The organism is Micromonospora auratinigra (assembly GCF_900089595.1).
Taxonomy (GTDB): domain Bacteria; phylum Actinomycetota; class Actinomycetes; order Mycobacteriales; family Micromonosporaceae; genus Micromonospora; species Micromonospora auratinigra.
Genome location: NZ_LT594323.1, coordinates 4,473,903 through 4,489,369, shown reverse-complemented (window position 1 = coordinate 4,489,369; position 15,467 = coordinate 4,473,903). Strand labels below are relative to the sequence as shown.

At 74.5% G+C, this 15,467-nt stretch carries 18 protein-coding genes; 12 read left to right on the top strand and 6 right to left on the bottom strand.

The window, feature by feature from the left end:
• Positions 1 to 86 precede the first annotated feature (86 nt).
• Both GA0070611_RS20090 and GA0070611_RS20085 read left to right on the top strand, forming a co-directional pair.
• Complete coding sequence (locus GA0070611_RS20090) at positions 87 to 914, top strand: BKACE family enzyme (RefSeq protein WP_091666572.1); 828 nt, start codon at positions 87 to 89, stop codon at positions 912 to 914.
• Between the two features lie 94 nt (positions 915 to 1,008).
• The gene (locus GA0070611_RS20085; protein ID WP_091666569.1) at positions 1,009 to 1,968 is read left to right on the top strand and encodes an asparaginase; all 960 of its coding nucleotides are present in this window, start codon (positions 1,009 to 1,011) and stop codon (positions 1,966 to 1,968) included.
• 110 nt (positions 1,969 to 2,078) lie between these two features.
• Here GA0070611_RS20085 and GA0070611_RS20080 read toward each other — a convergent pair whose 3' ends face one another.
• Positions 2,079 to 2,876, bottom strand: coding sequence for an alpha/beta fold hydrolase (locus tag GA0070611_RS20080; RefSeq protein ID WP_091666567.1), 798 nt, complete (start codon positions 2,874 to 2,876; stop codon positions 2,079 to 2,081).
• Between the two features lie 114 nt (positions 2,877 to 2,990).
• Between GA0070611_RS20080 and GA0070611_RS20075 the strand changes: the two genes are divergently transcribed.
• The 5 genes from GA0070611_RS20075 to GA0070611_RS20055 all read left to right on the top strand — a co-directional run bounded on the left by GA0070611_RS20075 (position 2,991) and on the right by GA0070611_RS20055 (position 6,285).
• On the top strand, positions 2,991 to 3,578 hold the full coding sequence (locus GA0070611_RS20075; protein ID WP_091666565.1) for a helix-turn-helix domain-containing protein: 588 nt from the start codon (positions 2,991 to 2,993) through the stop codon (positions 3,576 to 3,578).
• Positions 3,575 to 4,255, top strand: coding sequence for a hypothetical protein (locus tag GA0070611_RS20070; protein ID WP_091666563.1), 681 nt, complete (start codon positions 3,575 to 3,577; stop codon positions 4,253 to 4,255). The genes GA0070611_RS20075 and GA0070611_RS20070 overlap by 4 nt, the downstream gene beginning before the upstream one ends.
• 73 nt (positions 4,256 to 4,328) lie before the next feature.
• Entirely contained in the window at positions 4,329 to 4,652 is a 324-nt protein-coding gene (locus GA0070611_RS20065) for a DUF2516 family protein (RefSeq protein ID WP_091666560.1), read from the top strand.
• On the top strand, positions 4,649 to 5,536 hold the full coding sequence (locus tag GA0070611_RS20060) for an alpha/beta fold hydrolase (RefSeq protein ID WP_091666557.1): 888 nt from the start codon (positions 4,649 to 4,651) through the stop codon (positions 5,534 to 5,536). Before GA0070611_RS20065 ends, GA0070611_RS20060 begins: the two co-directional genes overlap by 4 nt.
• Before the next feature lie 11 nt (positions 5,537 to 5,547).
• A complete protein-coding gene (locus tag GA0070611_RS20055; RefSeq protein WP_091666555.1) occupies positions 5,548 to 6,285 on the top strand; it encodes an alanyl-tRNA editing protein in 738 nt (245 codons plus the stop codon).
• On the opposite strand, the gene GA0070611_RS20050 is transcribed toward GA0070611_RS20055, so the two are convergent.
• Complete coding sequence (locus GA0070611_RS20050; protein WP_091666553.1) at positions 6,282 to 6,881, bottom strand: CGNR zinc finger domain-containing protein; 600 nt, start codon at positions 6,879 to 6,881, stop codon at positions 6,282 to 6,284. The genes GA0070611_RS20055 and GA0070611_RS20050 overlap by 4 nt on opposite strands.
• Positions 6,882 to 6,951: 70 nt before the next feature.
• Here GA0070611_RS20050 and GA0070611_RS20045 point away from each other — a divergent pair, with 70 nt between their 5' ends.
• Positions 6,952 to 7,401 (top strand): VOC family protein, encoded by a 450-nt coding sequence (locus tag GA0070611_RS20045; protein WP_091666552.1) that lies wholly within the window; start codon positions 6,952 to 6,954, stop codon positions 7,399 to 7,401.
• A 7-nt stretch (positions 7,402 to 7,408) separates the two neighbouring features.
• On the opposite strand, the gene GA0070611_RS20040 is transcribed toward GA0070611_RS20045, so the two are convergent.
• Positions 7,409 to 8,140: a nucleotidyltransferase domain-containing protein gene (locus GA0070611_RS20040; protein WP_091673170.1), complete on the bottom strand. Its 732-nt coding sequence runs from the start codon at positions 8,138 to 8,140 to the stop codon at positions 7,409 to 7,411.
• 76 nt (positions 8,141 to 8,216) lie between these two features.
• On the opposite strand from GA0070611_RS20040, the gene GA0070611_RS20035 reads away from it, so the two are divergent.
• Positions 8,217 to 9,131, top strand: coding sequence for an SDR family oxidoreductase (locus GA0070611_RS20035; protein ID WP_091666550.1), 915 nt, complete (start codon positions 8,217 to 8,219; stop codon positions 9,129 to 9,131).
• On the opposite strand, the gene GA0070611_RS20030 is transcribed toward GA0070611_RS20035, so the two are convergent.
• Positions 9,122 to 10,111, bottom strand: coding sequence for a helix-turn-helix transcriptional regulator (locus GA0070611_RS20030; protein WP_091666547.1), 990 nt, complete (start codon positions 10,109 to 10,111; stop codon positions 9,122 to 9,124). The genes GA0070611_RS20035 and GA0070611_RS20030 overlap by 10 nt on opposite strands.
• A gap of 109 nt (positions 10,112 to 10,220) precedes the next feature.
• On the opposite strand from GA0070611_RS20030, the gene GA0070611_RS20025 reads away from it, so the two are divergent.
• The 3 genes from GA0070611_RS20025 to GA0070611_RS20015 all read left to right on the top strand — a co-directional run bounded on the left by GA0070611_RS20025 (position 10,221) and on the right by GA0070611_RS20015 (position 12,966).
• Entirely contained in the window at positions 10,221 to 11,012 is a 792-nt protein-coding gene (locus GA0070611_RS20025) for an EI24 domain-containing protein (RefSeq protein WP_091666545.1), read from the top strand.
• Position 11,013: 1 nt separating this feature from the next.
• Positions 11,014 to 11,526: an O-acetyl-ADP-ribose deacetylase gene (locus GA0070611_RS20020; RefSeq protein ID WP_091666543.1), complete on the top strand. Its 513-nt coding sequence runs from the start codon at positions 11,014 to 11,016 to the stop codon at positions 11,524 to 11,526.
• A gap of 192 nt (positions 11,527 to 11,718) precedes the next feature.
• A complete protein-coding gene (locus tag GA0070611_RS20015; protein ID WP_091673168.1) occupies positions 11,719 to 12,966 on the top strand; it encodes an FUSC family protein in 1,248 nt (415 codons plus the stop codon).
• Positions 12,967 to 13,040: 74 nt separating this feature from the next.
• Here GA0070611_RS20015 and GA0070611_RS20010 read toward each other — a convergent pair whose 3' ends face one another.
• A complete protein-coding gene (locus GA0070611_RS20010) occupies positions 13,041 to 14,048 on the bottom strand; it encodes a LacI family DNA-binding transcriptional regulator (protein WP_091666541.1) in 1,008 nt (335 codons plus the stop codon).
• A gap of 19 nt (positions 14,049 to 14,067) precedes the next feature.
• Positions 14,068 to 15,435: a GH1 family beta-glucosidase gene (locus tag GA0070611_RS20005; protein ID WP_091666539.1), complete on the bottom strand. Its 1,368-nt coding sequence runs from the start codon at positions 15,433 to 15,435 to the stop codon at positions 14,068 to 14,070.
• Between the last annotated feature and the right edge of the window lie 32 nt (positions 15,436 to 15,467).

Sequence of the window (15,467 nt, the reverse complement as noted above, 5' to 3'; positions counted from 1 at the left end):
GCGCGTACGCGGGAATTCTTCCGTTCGGCGGCACCTCGCTCGGTGATTCTTCCGTCCTGGTCGCCTGCCGGTCTAGGATCGCCGGCATGACGACAGGGACGTTGATCACGGTTGCCCCCACCGGCGCGGAGTCGGCCAAGGCGGAGGTGCCGGCGCTGCCGGTGACCCTCGACGAACTGCTGCTGACGGCCAAGGAGTGCGAGGCGCTGGGCGCCGCCGTGATCCACGTCCACATCCGTGACGACGAGGCGAAGCCGACCCTGGACCAGGGGCGGCTGCGGGAGACCGTGACCGCGCTGCGGGAGAGCACCGACCTGATCGTGCAGCTCTCCTCCGGTGGCGCGGTGACCGACCCGGAGGCCGCCCGGCTGGCCGTGCTGGACGCCGCGCCCGACATGGCGTCCTGCACCATGGGCACGGTCAACTTCGGTGACGACGTCTTCCTGAACCGCTGGGAGTTCATCGTCGACCTGCACACCCGGATGCAGGAGAAGGGTGTCGTCCCCGAGTACGAGATCTTCGAGCTGGGTCACCTCACCGCCCTGCAGCGGCTGCTCGGCAAGTACGGCCTGCCGCACGGCGGGCACGTCCACGTCGACCTCGTGATGGGGGTGCCGGGCGGCATGCCGGGCACCACCGCCACCCTGGTCGCCGCCGCGCAGATGCTGCGTGACCTGCCCGAGGGCACCACCTTCTCGGCCACCGGCATCGGCCGCAGCACCATCCCGGTGATGCTGGCCTCCCTGTCGGCCGGCGGGCACCTCCGGGTGGGCATGGAGGACACGGTCACCTACGCCAAGGGTCGACCGGTCGAGTCCAACATGCAGCTGGTCGCCCGCGCGGTCGGTTTCGCGCAGCTCGCCCAGCGGCCGCCGCTGACCACCGCCGAGGCCCGGACGCTGCTCGGCCTGTAAGCAGCGCACCGCCCGGCGTCCCTGTACGTCGACGTCCGGCGTCCCTGGTCACCCCGGTGCCAGGCCCGTCGGACCCCTCGGTACCGTCCACTTCGTGGGAAAGACGTACGAGGGCGGTGTGCCGCTCGCCGAGGTGGTCCGGTCGGGATTCGTCGAGGGTCTGCACCGGGGTTCCGTGGTGGTGCTCGACGCCGCCGGTGCGCCGCTGACCGGGGCGGGGGACGTCGCCTCGCCGATCTTCCCCCGCTCGTCCAGCAAGCCGATGCAGGCCGTCGGGATGCTCCGGGCCGGGTTGCCACTGACCGAGCCGGCCGACGTGGCGCTGGTCGCGGCGAGCCACGCCGGTGAGGAGTTCCACACCGAACGGGTCACCGACCTGCTGCGCGGCGCCGGCCTCGACGAGGAGGCCCTGCACTGCCCGCCCGACCTGCCGTTCGGCGAGGAGGCCCGGGAGGCGGTGCTGCGGGCCGGGGGTGGCCCGACCCGGACCCGGATGAACTGCTCGGGCAAGCACACCGGGATGCTGCTGACCTGTCTGGCCGCCGGCTGGCCGCTGGACGGCTACTGGCGGCCCGGGCACCCGCTCCAGCAGCGGCTGACCGCCGCCATCGAGGAGTTCACCGGGGAGCGGGCGGCGGCCGTCGGGGTGGACGGCTGCGGCGCGCCGGTGCTCGCCGTGTCGCTGACCGGGCTGGCCCGGGCGTTCCTGCGACTGGTCGACGCCGAGCCCGGCACCGCGGCGCGGACCGTGGCCGACGCGATGCGGGCGTACCCGGAGCTGGTGGGGGGCACCCGGGCGGACGACACCCGGCTGATGCGGGGCGTACCCGGGCTGCTGGCGAAGATCGGCGCGGAGGGCGTCATCGCGGCGGCGGTGCCCGGGGTCGGCGCGGTCGCCCTGAAGATCGACGACGGGGCGACCCGGGCCCGGATGCCGGTGCTGGTCTCGGCGCTGCGCCGGCTCGGCGTCGACGCCCCGGTGCTGGCCGAGTACGCCGAGCTGCCGCTGCTCGGCGGCGGTCTCCCGGTCGGGGCGGTCCGCCCGGTCTGGTGACCCGCGCGACCGGTGTCCGTTCGGCAGCGGCGGTGTCGCCCGGACGTGGTCGGGTCCGGGCGACACACCGCTACGACCCCCGGTCGACCTGCCGGCGGCCGGGGCGGGCGTCAGGGCAGGAAGTCGAGCAGCGCGGCGTTGACCGGCTCGGGGCGCTCCAGCGGCAGCAGGTGACCGGCGTCCGGGACGTCCGGCAGGCGTACCCCGTGCGGGGCCTCGGCGGCGATCCGGTCGGCCAGCCGGCGGATGTCGGCGAGGTCGTCGGCCCCGGACGCGGTCAGCACCGGCATCCGCAGCTCGCCCAGCCGGTCGATCGCGGCCGGGTCGAGTTCGCCCACCTCGACGGCGCTGAGCGCCTGCTCGGCGGCGAGCGCGCGGCGGTCCATCTCCTCGGCGAACCGGATCAGGCCGGGGTCGACGTCCGCCGGCTCGCGGGTCGGGCCGACCACCCAGAACCGCACCTCGCCGGCGGCGGTGGCGTCGAAGTCCGCCGGGTCCACCTCGCCGACCAGGTCCTCCCACTGCTTCTCGGTCTCCTCGGACCACTCGTTGCCGGAGACCGGCGCGCCGAAGAGGGCCAGCGCCGAGATCCGCTCCGGGTACGCCAGAGCGGTGTCCACCGCGACCTTGCCACCGAAGGAGCAGCCGACCAGCGCGGCCCGCTCGATGCCGAGCGCGTCGAGCAGCCCGATCACGTCGTCGTGGTGCGCGAACGGGGCCGGAGGCAGTTCGGAGTCGCCGTAGCCGCGCAGGTCGGGGGCGATCACCCGGTGCCGCGCCGCGAGCGCGGGCAGCTGGGCGCGCCACATCCGCCGGTCGGCGATGCCGGCGTGCAGCAGCACCACGGGGCTGCCGTCGCCCTCCTCGTCGTAGCCGAACAGGGCACCGTTGACCTCGATCTTCTTCATCACGCCGGCACGGTACGGAGCGGACAGCGGGTACGCAACCAGGTAGTTGAGACCTCGCTAACTCTGGCTAGCGCTTTGCTTGCAGTTGCTAGCAGTGCCGGCTAGCGTGGAGTCATGGCCACTGGTAAGGACCTTCCCGACGTCGGCGGGTTCATTCGTGACCTGCGACGCAACGCCAAGATCTCGCTCCGCCAGCTCGCCGAGCAGGCGGGCGTCAGCAACCCGTACCTCAGCCAGATCGAACGCGGGCTGCGCAAGCCCAGCGCCGAGGTGCTCCAGCAGCTCGCCAGCGCGCTGCGGGTCTCCACCCCGGCGATGTACCTGCGGGCCGGGCTGCTGGACGACAAGGAGGGGCAGGGCGTGCTCGCGGCGATCGCCGTCGACCCCGAGCTGACCATGGCCCAGAAGCAGTCGCTCACCCAGATCTACGAGACCTTCCGCCGGGAGAACTCCCGGCTCGCCGAGGCGACCGCCGCCGCCCAGGCGGCCACCGACGGAGCCCCGCCGGTCACCGCGCCGGCGAGCCCGGCGGAGGCCCCGGACACGGCCACGCTCGCCGCCACCGGACCGACCACACCGGAGGGGACGCCGACCGAGGCCGTCCTGGAATCGGTCGCCGTCACCGAGGCGGGCCCCGCCCCCGCCCCGACCACCGCCCCCCACAAGAAGGCCGCCGGTACGGCCGAAGAGGAGAAGTCATGACCCAGCCGAAGACCAACCGCATCCCTGCCCCGCTCTACGCCGCCGCCGGCGCCGGTGAGCTGGCCCTCCAGCAGCTGCGCAAGCTGCCCACCGTGGTCACCGACCTGGGCACCAAGGTCGTCGCCGACCTCAGCGGCAAGGCCGTCGTCACCGGCCTCGACCTGCGCCAGAAGGCGACCACCACGCTGAAGACCGCCGAGCTGACCGCGGCCGGCCTGCGGGAGAAGGGCGTCCCGACCGACCTCGACCTGGACAAGCTCCGCGAGGCCGCGACCCGCAACGCCGCCGCCGTGCTGGCCGGCGCGCAGGCCGCCCAGGAGCGCGCCCTGGCCGGCGCCCAGGTCGCCCAGGCCCGCGCCCTGGCCGCGTACGCCGAGCTGGTCGCCCGTGGTGAGCGGGTCGTCGGCGCGGGCGTGCTGGAGGCCGCCGACACGGTGAACGCCGACATCGAGGCCACCGAGGCCACCCCGGTCGCGAAGCCGGTCACCGAGGCCGCGAAGCCGGCCGAGGTGCCGACCCCGGCCGAGGTCGCCGAGGTCGTCGAGGCCAAGCCGGCCGCCGTGAAGCGGACCCGGGCCACCAAGGCCACCGCCACCAAGGCGACCGCCGCGAAGCCGGCCACCCCGTCGGCGAAGCTGCCCAAGGTCACGAAGCGGACCCGCCCCGCCGCCGAGTGAGTCCCTGCTGGACTCCAGACCCCGGACAGCGTCCTGTCGGACGTTTCCGGGGTCTCGGCATAAGCTTGCCGGCATGGCCATCGCCGCGCCGATCTTCTACGACGACGTCCGCTACTGGATCGAGCTGCTCCTGCTCGTCTTCGCCCTGGTCCTGGAGGGCGTCTCCCTGGTGCACGCGATCACCCAGCGCTCCGACGCGTTCCCCGCGATCGGCACCCTGCCCAAGGGCGGCTGGATCGCGATCCTGGCGATCTGCCTGCTCTTCACGCTGCCCGCGTTCGGGTTCGGCGGCGTGCTGAGCATCTTCGGCCTGATCGGCATCGCGGCATCGCTGGTGTACCTGCTCGACGTCCGGGTCGGGCTGCGCGACCTGCACGACGGCCGAGGCTTCTGGTGAGAAGCTTCCGCTGGCCGCCGCCACCGGACAGCGGGCCCCGCACCTGGGGGCCGGGCCCCGGCGCGCCGCGTACCGGCCGGCCGGCGCTGCCCGAGCCGGAGACCGAACTGGTCGCCACCCCGCACGGGGTACGGCTGGAGCGGCTGGTCACCGGCACCGGTGACCCGGTGACCGTGTTCGCGCACGGGCTGGGCAACGGCATCGCCACCACCCGCCCGTTCGGCAGCGGGGTCACCGGCCGCAAGCTCTTCTTCCAGTTCCGGGGGCACGGCCGCTCCGACTCGCCGCCCGGGCCGTGGAGCTACCACGACCTGGCCCGCGACCTGCGGGCGATCGCCGACCTCGGCGGGGCCACCCGGGCGTTCGGCGCGAGCCTCGGCGCGGGCGCGCTCTGCCGGGTGCTCGCGGAGAGCCCGGAACGCTTCGAGAAGCTGGTCTTCTTCCTCCCCGCCGTGCTGGCCAGCCCGCGCGGCGAGGTGGCCCGGAGCCGGCTGACCGACCTGCTCGACGCGGTCGCCGACGGGGACGCCTCGGCGCTGGCCGACGTGGTCGCGCTGGAGCTGCCGCCGTCGGTCCGCAACACCCCCGCCGGGTGGGCGTACCTGCGACAGCGGCTGGACCAGCTGCTGCGCGACGGGCTCGCCCCGGGGCTGGCCGGGCTGCCCGAGCAGGCCCCGCTGGCCGACCCCGCGGCGCTGGCCGCGGTCACCGCGCCGGCGCTGGTCATCGCGACCGCCGGTGACGACCTGCACCCGGTCCCGGTCGCGGAGGAGCTGGCCGCCGCGCTCCCGCACGCCACCCTGCACGTGTACGACCGCCCGGGCGTGCTCTGGACCGAACGCGCCGACCTGCGGGAGCGGATCTCGACGTTCCTCAACGGGTAACGTCGGCATCCATGGGCGTCACACACCACGGCCGTACGCACCGACTCGACCTCGCCGACCCGACCCTGCGGGACTGGCAGTGCACGGTGCTCGCGGTCGATCCCGAACAGGGCATCGTGCTGGACCGGTCGGCCTTCTACCCGGGCGGTGGCGGGCAGCCACCGGACCACGGGGTGCTGCTCTGGCAGGGCGTACAGACCCGGATCGTCGGCACCCGCAAGGGCGACGACCTGTGGCTGATCCCCGCCGAGGGTGACCCGGTGCCACCGGTCGGCACCGCCGTCACCGGCGCGGTCGAGGACCTGCGCCGGACCATGCTGATGCGGACCCACTCCGGGCTGCACGTGCTCTGCGGGGTGGTCTTCCGCGACTTCGGCGCGCTCGTCACCGGCGGCAACATGGAACCCGGCGAGGCCCGGATGGACTTCAACCTCCCCGAGGTCCCGCCCGACTTCAAGTCCCGGATCGAGGAGCTGGTCAACGCCGAGGTGGCCGCCGACCGGTCGGTCGCGGTCCGGGTGCTGCCGCGCGTCGAGGCGCTGGCCCTGCCGGACATCATCCGTACCCAGTCCAACCTGATCCCGCCGGACGAGCAGGAGGTCCGGATCGTCGACATCGTCGGGCTGGACGTGCAGGCCGACGGGGGCACGCACGTCGCCTCCACCGCCCAGATCGGCAAGGTGCAGGTGGTCAAGGTGGAGAGCAAGGGCCGGGCCAACCGCCGGGTGCGCGTCCGCCTCGCCGACTAGCCGGGCGCCTGCCGGGCGCGCAGGGCGCGGGCCTTCTGCCGGTTGCCGCAGCGCTCCATCGCGCACCAGCGCCGCTGTCCGGGGCGGGAGGTGTCCACGAAGACCAGGTAGCAGTCGTGCGCGCCGCACTCCCGGATCCGGCCGGCGTACGGGCCGGTCAGCAGGTCGACCGCGTCCCGGGCGATGGTGGCGAGCACCTGCCGGCCGGTCGCCGGCAGCCGCCAGGCGTGCCCGCCGTCCACCGTGATCCGGGGGACCAGTGGCGGGTTCGCCGCCGCCTCGTTGACCACCGCGAGGTCCGCCGCCGGGGCGGCCCGCTGCCGGGTACGCGCCTGCGCGATCCGCCAGAGCGCGTCGCGCAGCCGCCGGGTGTCGGCCAGCTCGTCGGCGTCGACGGTGACCGTGGCCGGGTCGAGGCGCAGCCGGCTCAGGGCGAGCCAGCCGGCCAGGTCGGGCGGGGTGTGCAGGATCTCGTAGCGGGAGAAGCCGCCGGGGCCGCCGGTGGTGAGCAGCTCCAGACAGAGCGCCCCCGGGTCGAAGCGGTAGCGGGTGCCCTCCGGGGACACCAGGGTGAGTCCACTTGCGACGTCGGTCACGTAACCACTATAACTGGTTACTTCGAGCGGGGCGCACGGGGCGGCCCGCCGGCACCCGACGGAGGACGGCATGGCGCGGGAGTGGAAGCTCGTGGTCGACTGCGCGGACCCGATCCGGCTCGCCCGGTTCTGGGCAGAGGCCCTCGACTACCAGGTCGAGGACAACAGCGCGCTCATCGACCGGCTGGTCGCGGCCGGCGCGGTCCCGCCGCAGGCGTACGTCGAGGTGGCCGGCCGGAAGGCGTGGCGGGAGCTGGCCGCGGTCCGGCACCCCGACGACCCGGTCGACCCGGCCAGCGGCACCGGGCTGGGCCGGCGGCTGCTGTTCCAGGCGGTGCCCGAGCCCAAGCAGGTCAAGAACCGGCTCCACCTCGACCTGCACGTGGGCCCGGACGGCCGGGACGCCGAGGTGGAGCGGCTGGTGGCGCTGGGTGCCACCGTGCTCCGCGAGGTCGCCGACCGGGGGAGCGTGCACACCACCATGGCCGACCCGGAGGGCAACGAGTTCGACGTGCAGTAACCCCAGGTCAGGGCTGCGGGCGGCCGAGGTGGGCGGCGCGGACGTCGAGCAGCCAGCGCTCCACGGTCTCCTCGTCCGGCCGCTCCGGCAGCGGGCTGCGGATCCGGTCGAAGTCCCGCTCGGCCGCCACGACCAGCGCCTCCGCCTCGTCCAGCGCGCCACCGGCGACCCGCTCGCCGAAGCCCCGGAACCACTCCGGGTCGGCCAGCCGGATCTCCAGCACGCCGGTCGCGTAGAGCACCCGGCCCTGGTGCAGCAGCCGGGCCAGGTGCCGGGCGTGCTTCGCCGACCGCCGCCGGCCCCCCGTGTGCGACGACTCCGGCTCGGCGCGTCTCGCGCCGCGCCGCGACCTGGAGCCGTCGGAGTCCCGGGTGGTGAGCTTGCGGAACTGCTGGGTCGCGTAGCCGAGGTAGGCGGCCCGGACCCGGGGCGCGCTGAGGAAGGCCGACCGGATGGCGATCAGCCGGTCGCCGAACCCGGTCCGGGTCTCGTAGCACTCGTCGGGCAGCCACATCAGCTCGGTGGCGGTCGGGTTGCCGCTCAACGCCAGGCCGCAGTACTTCCCGGCCTCGTGCAACGTCACGTCCGGATCGGTGGTGACCACCGACTCCTTCGGCCGGCGCAACCCGTGGAAGGCCACCGTCGGCGCGGCGAAGACGCCGATCCGGTCCACGTCCGAGCCCGGACCGGCCAGCCCGTACGCGACGGAGCCGACGATCCCGGAGAGCAGCAGGTGCATGCCGGCCATGATGGCGGATCCGGATCGGTCGGGAAACCGGACTTCGGTTGTCAGGTATCCCTGACACGGTCGGGTCATGACACCACCGCTGACAGGAAAGATCGCGCTCGTGGCCGGGGCGACCCGGGGCGCCGGCCGGCAGATCGCGGTCCAGCTCGGCGCGGCCGGGGCGACGGTCTACGCCACCGGCCGCAGCACCCGCGCCCGCCGTTCCGAACTGGACCGGCCGGAGACCATCGAGGAGACCGCCGAGCTGGTCACCGCCGCCGGTGGCACCGGCATCGCGGTCGCCGTCGACCACCTCGACCCCGACCAGGTACGCGGCCTGGTCGAGCGGATCGACGCCGAGCAGGGCCGGCTCGACGTGCTGGTCAACGACATCTGGGGCGCCGACCCGCTGATCACCTGGGAGAAGCCGGTCTGGGAGCAGCCGCTCGACGCCGGTTTCCGTACCCTGCGGCTGGCCGTGGACACCCACATCATCACCAGCCACTTCGCGCTGCCCCTGCTGATCCGCAACCCGGGCGGCCTGGTGGTCGAGGTCGGCGACGGCACCCAGGCGTACAACGACGTGACCTACCGGCTCTCGGTCTTCTACGACCTGGCGAAGGTGTCGGTGAACCGGCTCGCCTTCACCCAGGCGCACGAGCTGGAGCCGCACGGCTGCACCGCCGTCGCGCTCACCCCCGGCTGGCTGCGCTCCGAGGCGATGCTGGAGCACTTCGGGGTCACCGAGGCCAACTGGCGCGACGGCGCGGCCAAGGAGCCGCACTTCGTCATGTCGGAGACGCCGGCCTTCGTCGGGCGCGCGGTGGCCGCGCTGGCCGCCGACCCGGACCGGGCCCGCTGGAACGGCCGGTCCGTCGACGCGGGCAGCCTGGCCCAGGAGTACGGCTTCACCGACCTGGACGGCACCCGCCCGCACTTCTTCCGCTACCACGAAGAGGTGATCAAGCCGGGCCGGCCGGCGGACGACAGCGGCTACCGCTGAGGCTCGGGCGGCCCGGAATAGAGCGCGGCCGAGCGGCGGGCCGCCTCGGCGAAACGCGCCCGCAGCTCCGGCGGGTCGAGCACCTCCACCTCGGGACCGAGCCGCAGCAGCAGGTCGTACGCGACCGGGACGGACTCGACGGGCAGCCGGGTCACCACCCACCCCTGCCCGTCGGGCCCGCCCGCCCCGGCCACCGCCTCCTCGTACGCGAAGGGGGCCTCCGCCACGTGGCGCAGCGCGCGCAGGCCGGCGGGGCTGAGCCGGACGGTGACCTCGGCCCGCAGCATGCCCCGCAGGAACGCCTCGGCCTGCTCCCGCCAGTACGCCCCGAGGTCGAAGCCGTCGTCCCGGTCGAAGCTCTCCCCGCCCGCCTCGACCGCCGTCACCCGGTCCACCCGGTACGTCCGCCACCCGTCGCCGACCCGGCCGACCAGGTACCAGACGCCGCTCTTCAGCACGAGCCCGTACGGCTCGACCGTGCGGGCCACCTCGCGGTCGCCGCGCCGGTAGCGCAGCCCGACCACCCGGTCCCGCCAGACCGCCCGGGCCAGCTCGGTCAGCCAGGGCGGTGGGGTGGACTCCCGGAACCAGCCCGGCACGTCCAGGTGGAACCGCTGTCCGGTCCGGGCGGGCGCGTCCCGCAGGCTCGGCGGCAGCGCGGCGAGCACCTTCAACTCGGCGGCGGCCACCGCGTCGGCGAGCCCCATGTCCCCGGCCGGCCCGGGCAGCCCGGCCAGGAAGAGCGCCTCCGCCTCGTCCCGGGTCAACCCGGTCAGCCGGGTCCGGTAGCCGCCGAGCAGGCGGTACCCGCCCGCACGGCCCCGGTCCGCGTAGACCGGCACGCCGGCGGCGGAGAGCGCCAGCACGTCCCGGTAGACGGTCCGCTCGGAGACCTCCAGCTCGCGGGCCAGCTCGGTCGCGGTCATCGTCTCCCGCGACTGGAGCAGGAGAATCAACGAGATCAGCCGGGACGCGCGCACCCGCCCATTGTGTAAGCAGGGCCCCCTCTCAACGCCTGCGGCCCAGGAAGGGACCCTTGTCAACGCGCCCGGGCGGGCTGGATGCGGGCGACCGTTAGGCTCTCCGGTCGTGGACGTACCCCGCCTCGCGGCGCCGGTGACCGGTGCCGCCTCCCGCTTCTTCTCCGGTGCCGGCCTGCTCCTGCGCGGCCTCGGCCTCTACGTCCGCAGCCCGGGCCTGATGCTGCTGGGCATCGTGCCGGCGCTGATCTCCGGGGTGCTCCTCGTCGCCGCCCTCGCCGGCCTGCTGTACTTCGTGGACGACCTGGCCGCCTGGCTCACCCCGTTCGCGGACGACTGGTCGAACAGTTGGCGGAGCCTGGTCCGGGTGCTCGCCGGGCTGGCCGTCGTCGGGCTGGCCGGGCTGCTCGGCGTGGTCACCTTCACCGCCGTGACACTGGCCATCGGAGACCCGTTCTACGAGAAGATCTCCGAGCGGGTCGAGGAGCGGCTGGGCGGCACGCCGGGCGCGGTCGAGGTGCCGTTCTGGGCCTCGCTGCGGCGCAGCGTCGTCGACTCGCTGCGGCTGGTGGCCATCTCCGCTCTGATCGGCGTACCCCTCTTCGCGGCCGGTTTCATCCCGGTGGTGGGTCAGACGGTGGTCCCGGTGGTCGGGGCCATGGTCGGCGGCTGGTTCCTGGCCCTGGAGCTGGTCGGCGCGCCCTTCTACCGACGCGGCATGCGGCTGCCGGACCGGCGCGCCCTGCTCAAGGCGGACCGCCCCACCACGCTCGGCTTCGGAGTGGCCGTCTTCGTCTGCTTCCTGATCCCGCTCGGCGCGGTGCTGGTCATGCCGGCCGCCGTGGCGGGGGCGACCCTGCTGGCCCGCCGATCGCTGGGCCAGTCCACCCGGGAGGGCTGACGTGCGGGTCACCCTGGTCGAGGGGGACATCACCGCCCAGCAGGTCGACGTGATCGTCAACGCCGCGAACTCCTCGCTGCTCGGCGGGGGTGGGGTCGACGGCGCGATCCACCGCAAGGGCGGCCCGGCGGTGCTCGCGGAGTGCCGGGCCCTGCGCGCCTCCCGGTACGGTCGCGGGCTGCCCACCGGTCAGGCGGTCGCCACCACCGCCGGCAACCTGCCGGCCCGCTGGGTGGTGCACACGGTCGGGCCGGTGCACTCCGCCCAGGAGGACCGGTCGGCGCTGCTGCGCGACTGCTACGCCAACAGCCTGCGGGTCGCCGACGAGCTGGGCGCGGCGACGATCGCCTTTCCGTTGATCTCGGCCGGCGTCTACCGGTGGCCGGTCGAGGACGCGGTCCGGCAGGCGCTGACGGTCCTGCGCGCGGCCGACCCGGCGCACCTCACCGAGGCCCGGCTGGTGCTCTTCGGCGCGCCGACGTACGCGGTCGCGCAGCAGGTCCGCGCCGGCTGACCTCCCGGTCCGGGCCCGATCGTCGGGGTGGTGTCAGCCGGCCCGCGGCGGGTAATCACCCCTGTGGGTGATCAAGGAAATCGATCGCGCCTCCCCCGGGAGCCCGGGCGTGCCCGGCGCACGCTGAGTCGCGGCCGGGTCGAGGCCGGGCGCGGGTTGCACACCCGGGTACGCCAGCTCGGGATCACCGCGATGATCTCCCTACAGGCCGGCCTGGCGGCGGCGGTCTCCGCGTTCCTGGCCCAGCGCTTCCTCGGGCCCGGCGCCCACGTCTTCGCGCCGGCGGCCGCGGTCGGCACCATCGCCACCGCGCTCGGGCAGCGGGCCCGGCGCACCTTCGAGCTGCTCGGCGGCGTCGGTCTGGGCATCGTGGTCGCGGACACCTTCCGGCTGTGGTTCGGTGCCGGCCCCTGGCAGACCGGTGCCATCGTCACGCTCGCCATCGCCTGCGCGCTGCTGCTGACCGGCCGGGGCGGGGCGCTCGTCGGTCAGGCCGGCGGTACCGCCGTGCTGGTCGCCACGCTCGCCCCGCACGAGCGGAACGTGGAGGTGCCGCGGATCGTGGACGCGCTGCTCGGCGGGGCCGTCGGGCTCGCCGTCGTCGCGCTCCTGCTGCCCATCGACCCGATCCGGGTGCTCAACCGGTTCGCGTCGCCGGTCTTCGCCACCCTCGCCGCCCAGCTCCGTCAGGTGGCCCGGGCGCTGCGGGACGGCGACGAGGGGACGGCCACCCGGGCGCTGGACGCCTTGCGCGCCGCCGACGACGACGTCGGACGGCTCAACGACTCGCTCAGCGGCGCCCAGGAGGTGATCACCCTGGCGCCGGCCCGGTGGCCCCGCCGGATGCAGTTCGAGCGGTACAGCGAGGGCGTCCAGCACCTGCGGTTCCTGCTGCTGTTCACCCGGGCGCTGGCCCGGTGGGCGGCGCTGGCGGAGCGGGAGGGCGAACGGGTCCCGGCCGCGTTGCCGGAGTCGATCGGCCGGCTCTCGTCGGCCGTCGAGCGGCTCGGCACCGACCTGCGCCGTAACGGTGACCCGGAACAGGTCCGCGCGCTCACCGGGGACAGCGTCGAGCGGGCGGGCCGGGCGTGGTGCGAGCGCCTCGGCCCGTACGGCAGCGCCCTCTTCACCAACCTGCGCACGGCTGCCGGCGAGCTGCTCCAGGCGACCGGGTGCACCCCGCAGGAGGCCAACCGGATGGTCCGCCTGGCGGTCGCGAAGGCCGAGCGGGAGCACCGACCGGTCGGCCGGGGCGGGCCCGACGGGTCGCCCGGGGTCGCCCGGGCGCGGCGTCCCGACCGGCGACGCGGGGACCACCGGGCGCTGCGGCGGCCCCGGCGGTCGCGCGCGGCGATCGGTTCGGCCCGCCGGCCGGTCTCGGCCCCGTGGGCGGCCCGCCGGGTGATCCCGCCCCGGGCCGACCGGCCGGCGCGGCGCTGACCCGGGGGAGCGGTGCGCCGGTCGAAGACGTCGGAAGGGCCCCCGGTCGACCGGGGGCCCTTCCGTGAACCGGCTCAGGCGGACTCGCGGACCACCAGTTCGGTCGAGAGCATGAGGGCGTGCTCGACCGGCTCGCCGGCCGCGATCCGGAGCAGTTGCCGGGTCATCGCCCGACCCAGCTCCACTATCGGCTGCCGGATGGTGGTCAGCGGCGGCTCGGTGTACGCCGCCGTCTCGATGTCGTCGAAGCCGATCACCGCGACGTCCTGCGGCACCCGCTTGCCCGCCTCCCGCAGGGTGCGCAGGGCGGCGTGCGCCATCAGGTCGGACGCGGCGAAGACCGCGTCCACGTCCGGGTGCTCGGCGAGCAGTTGCCGCATGGCCGCCGTGCCGGACTCCCGGGTGAAGTCGCCGTACGCCACCAGCGTCGGCAGCCCGGCTGCGGCGACCGTGTCCCGGTACCCGTCGAACCGTTCGATGCCGGCGACCATGTCCTGCGGGCCGGCGATGGTGGCGATCCGCCGTCGGCCCTGCTCGATGAGGTACCGGATCGCCCGGGTGACCCCGCCGACGTGGTCGACGTCGACGTACGGCACGTCGGCGCCGTCCAGCGGGCGACCGCTGCACACCACCGGGATACCGAGCCTGGCGAGCTTGCCGGGGAGCGGGTCCTCGCCGTGCAGCGAGGCGAAGAGCACCCCGTCCACGTGCCGTCCGGTGGTGTAGCGCTCGACCCGCTCGTGTCCGGCCGGCGAGCCGGCCAGCATCAGCACGAGCTGCTTGTCGGCCGCCTCCAACTCCTGGGCCGCGCCCCGGATGATCCCGGGGAAGACCTGGTCGTCGGAGAAGACCCGGGTCGCCGCCTCGGGCATGACCAGGGCGACCGAGTCGGTGCGCTGGGTGACCAGGCTGCGGGCGGCGAGGTTCGGGACGTACCCGAGCTCCTCGACCGCCCGGCGGACCGCCTGTTGGATCGATTCCGCGACGGTGGTGGAGCCGTTGACCACCCGGGAGACCGTGGCCCGGGACACGCCTGCCCGCCGGGCCACCGCCTCCAGGGTCGGCCGTTGTGCCGTCGTCATCCCCGTTACCACCACCTCGTCACAGCCCGTTCCGGGAGATCACCTCCTGGTACCAGCGGGCACTTTCCTTCGGTGTGCGCCGCTGGGTCAGGTAGTCGACGTGGACGATCCCGAACCGCTTCCGGTAGCCCTCGGCCCATTCGAAGTTGTCCAGCAATGACCATACGAGATAACCGCGCAGGTCCACCCCACGGGCGATGGCCTCGTGCACGGCGCGCAGGTGCCCGTCGAGGTAGGCGACCCGGTCGGTGTCGGCCACCCGGCCTTCGGCGTCCACCTCCCCGTCCGGGAAGGCCCCGCCGTTCTCCGTGATGAACATCGGCAGGCCCGGGTAGTCGGCGGCCACCCGCTCCAGCAGCCGGGTCAGCCCGGCCGGCTCGATCATCCAGCCCATCTCGGTCAGCGGCCCGCTGGCCGGCGCGAACTCCACGCTGCCCTCGCTGCCCGGGTACGCGCTGCCGCCCGCGCCGCCGGCCCGGCCGGCCACGTAGGTGGGCGCGTAGTAGTTGATCCCGAGCAGGTCGATCGGCGCGGCGATCACCTTCTCGTCCCCGTCCTGGATGAAGTCCGGCGTCACCATCCGACTCACGTGCGCCAGCACGTCCGCCGGGTAGCCGGCACCGGTCAGCGGGTCCAGGAAGATCCGGTTGTGCAGGCCGTCGACGAGCCGTACCGCGTCGGCGTCCGCCGTGCTCGCCGCGTCCACCGGCTGCACGTCGGCCAGGTTGAGGGTGATCCCGAGGGTCTCCGCGCCGGCCGCCCGCAGCGCCCGGGTGGCCAGGCCGTGGCCGAGCAGCAGGTGGTGTACGGCCCGGAACGCCGCCCCCGCGTCCCGGGTGCCCGGCGCGTGCACCCCGTTGCCGTAGCCGAGGTAGGCCGAGCACCACGGCTCGTTGAGGGTGGTCCAGGTGCGGACCCGGTCGCCGAGCCGCCGGTGCACGGCGACCGCGTAGTCGGCGAAGTGCTCGGCGGTCTCCCGGTTGGTCCAGCCGCCCCGGTCCTCCAGGGTCTGCGGCAGGTCCCAGTGGTAGAGCGTGATGAACGGGTCGATGCCCCGGGCCAGCAGGCTGTCCACCAGGCGGTCGTAGAAGTCCAGGCCGCGCGGGTTGACGGGGCCGGTCCCGTCGGGCTGGATCCGGGGCCAGGCGATCGAGAAGCGGTACGTGGCCAGGCCCAGGTCGGCCATCATCGCCACGTCGTCGGCGTACCGGTGGTAGTGGTCGCAGGCGACGTCGCCGGTGTGGCCCTGGAACACCTTGCCCGGCGTACGGCTGAAGGTGTCCCAGATCGACGGGCCGCGCCCGTCCTCGGTGGCGGCGCCCTCGATCTGGTACGCGGCGGTGGCCGCGCCCCAGATGAAGTTCTCCGGGAATCTCACGTCGCTCACGCTGGGCCCTTCTTCCGTTCGCGACTGCGGGG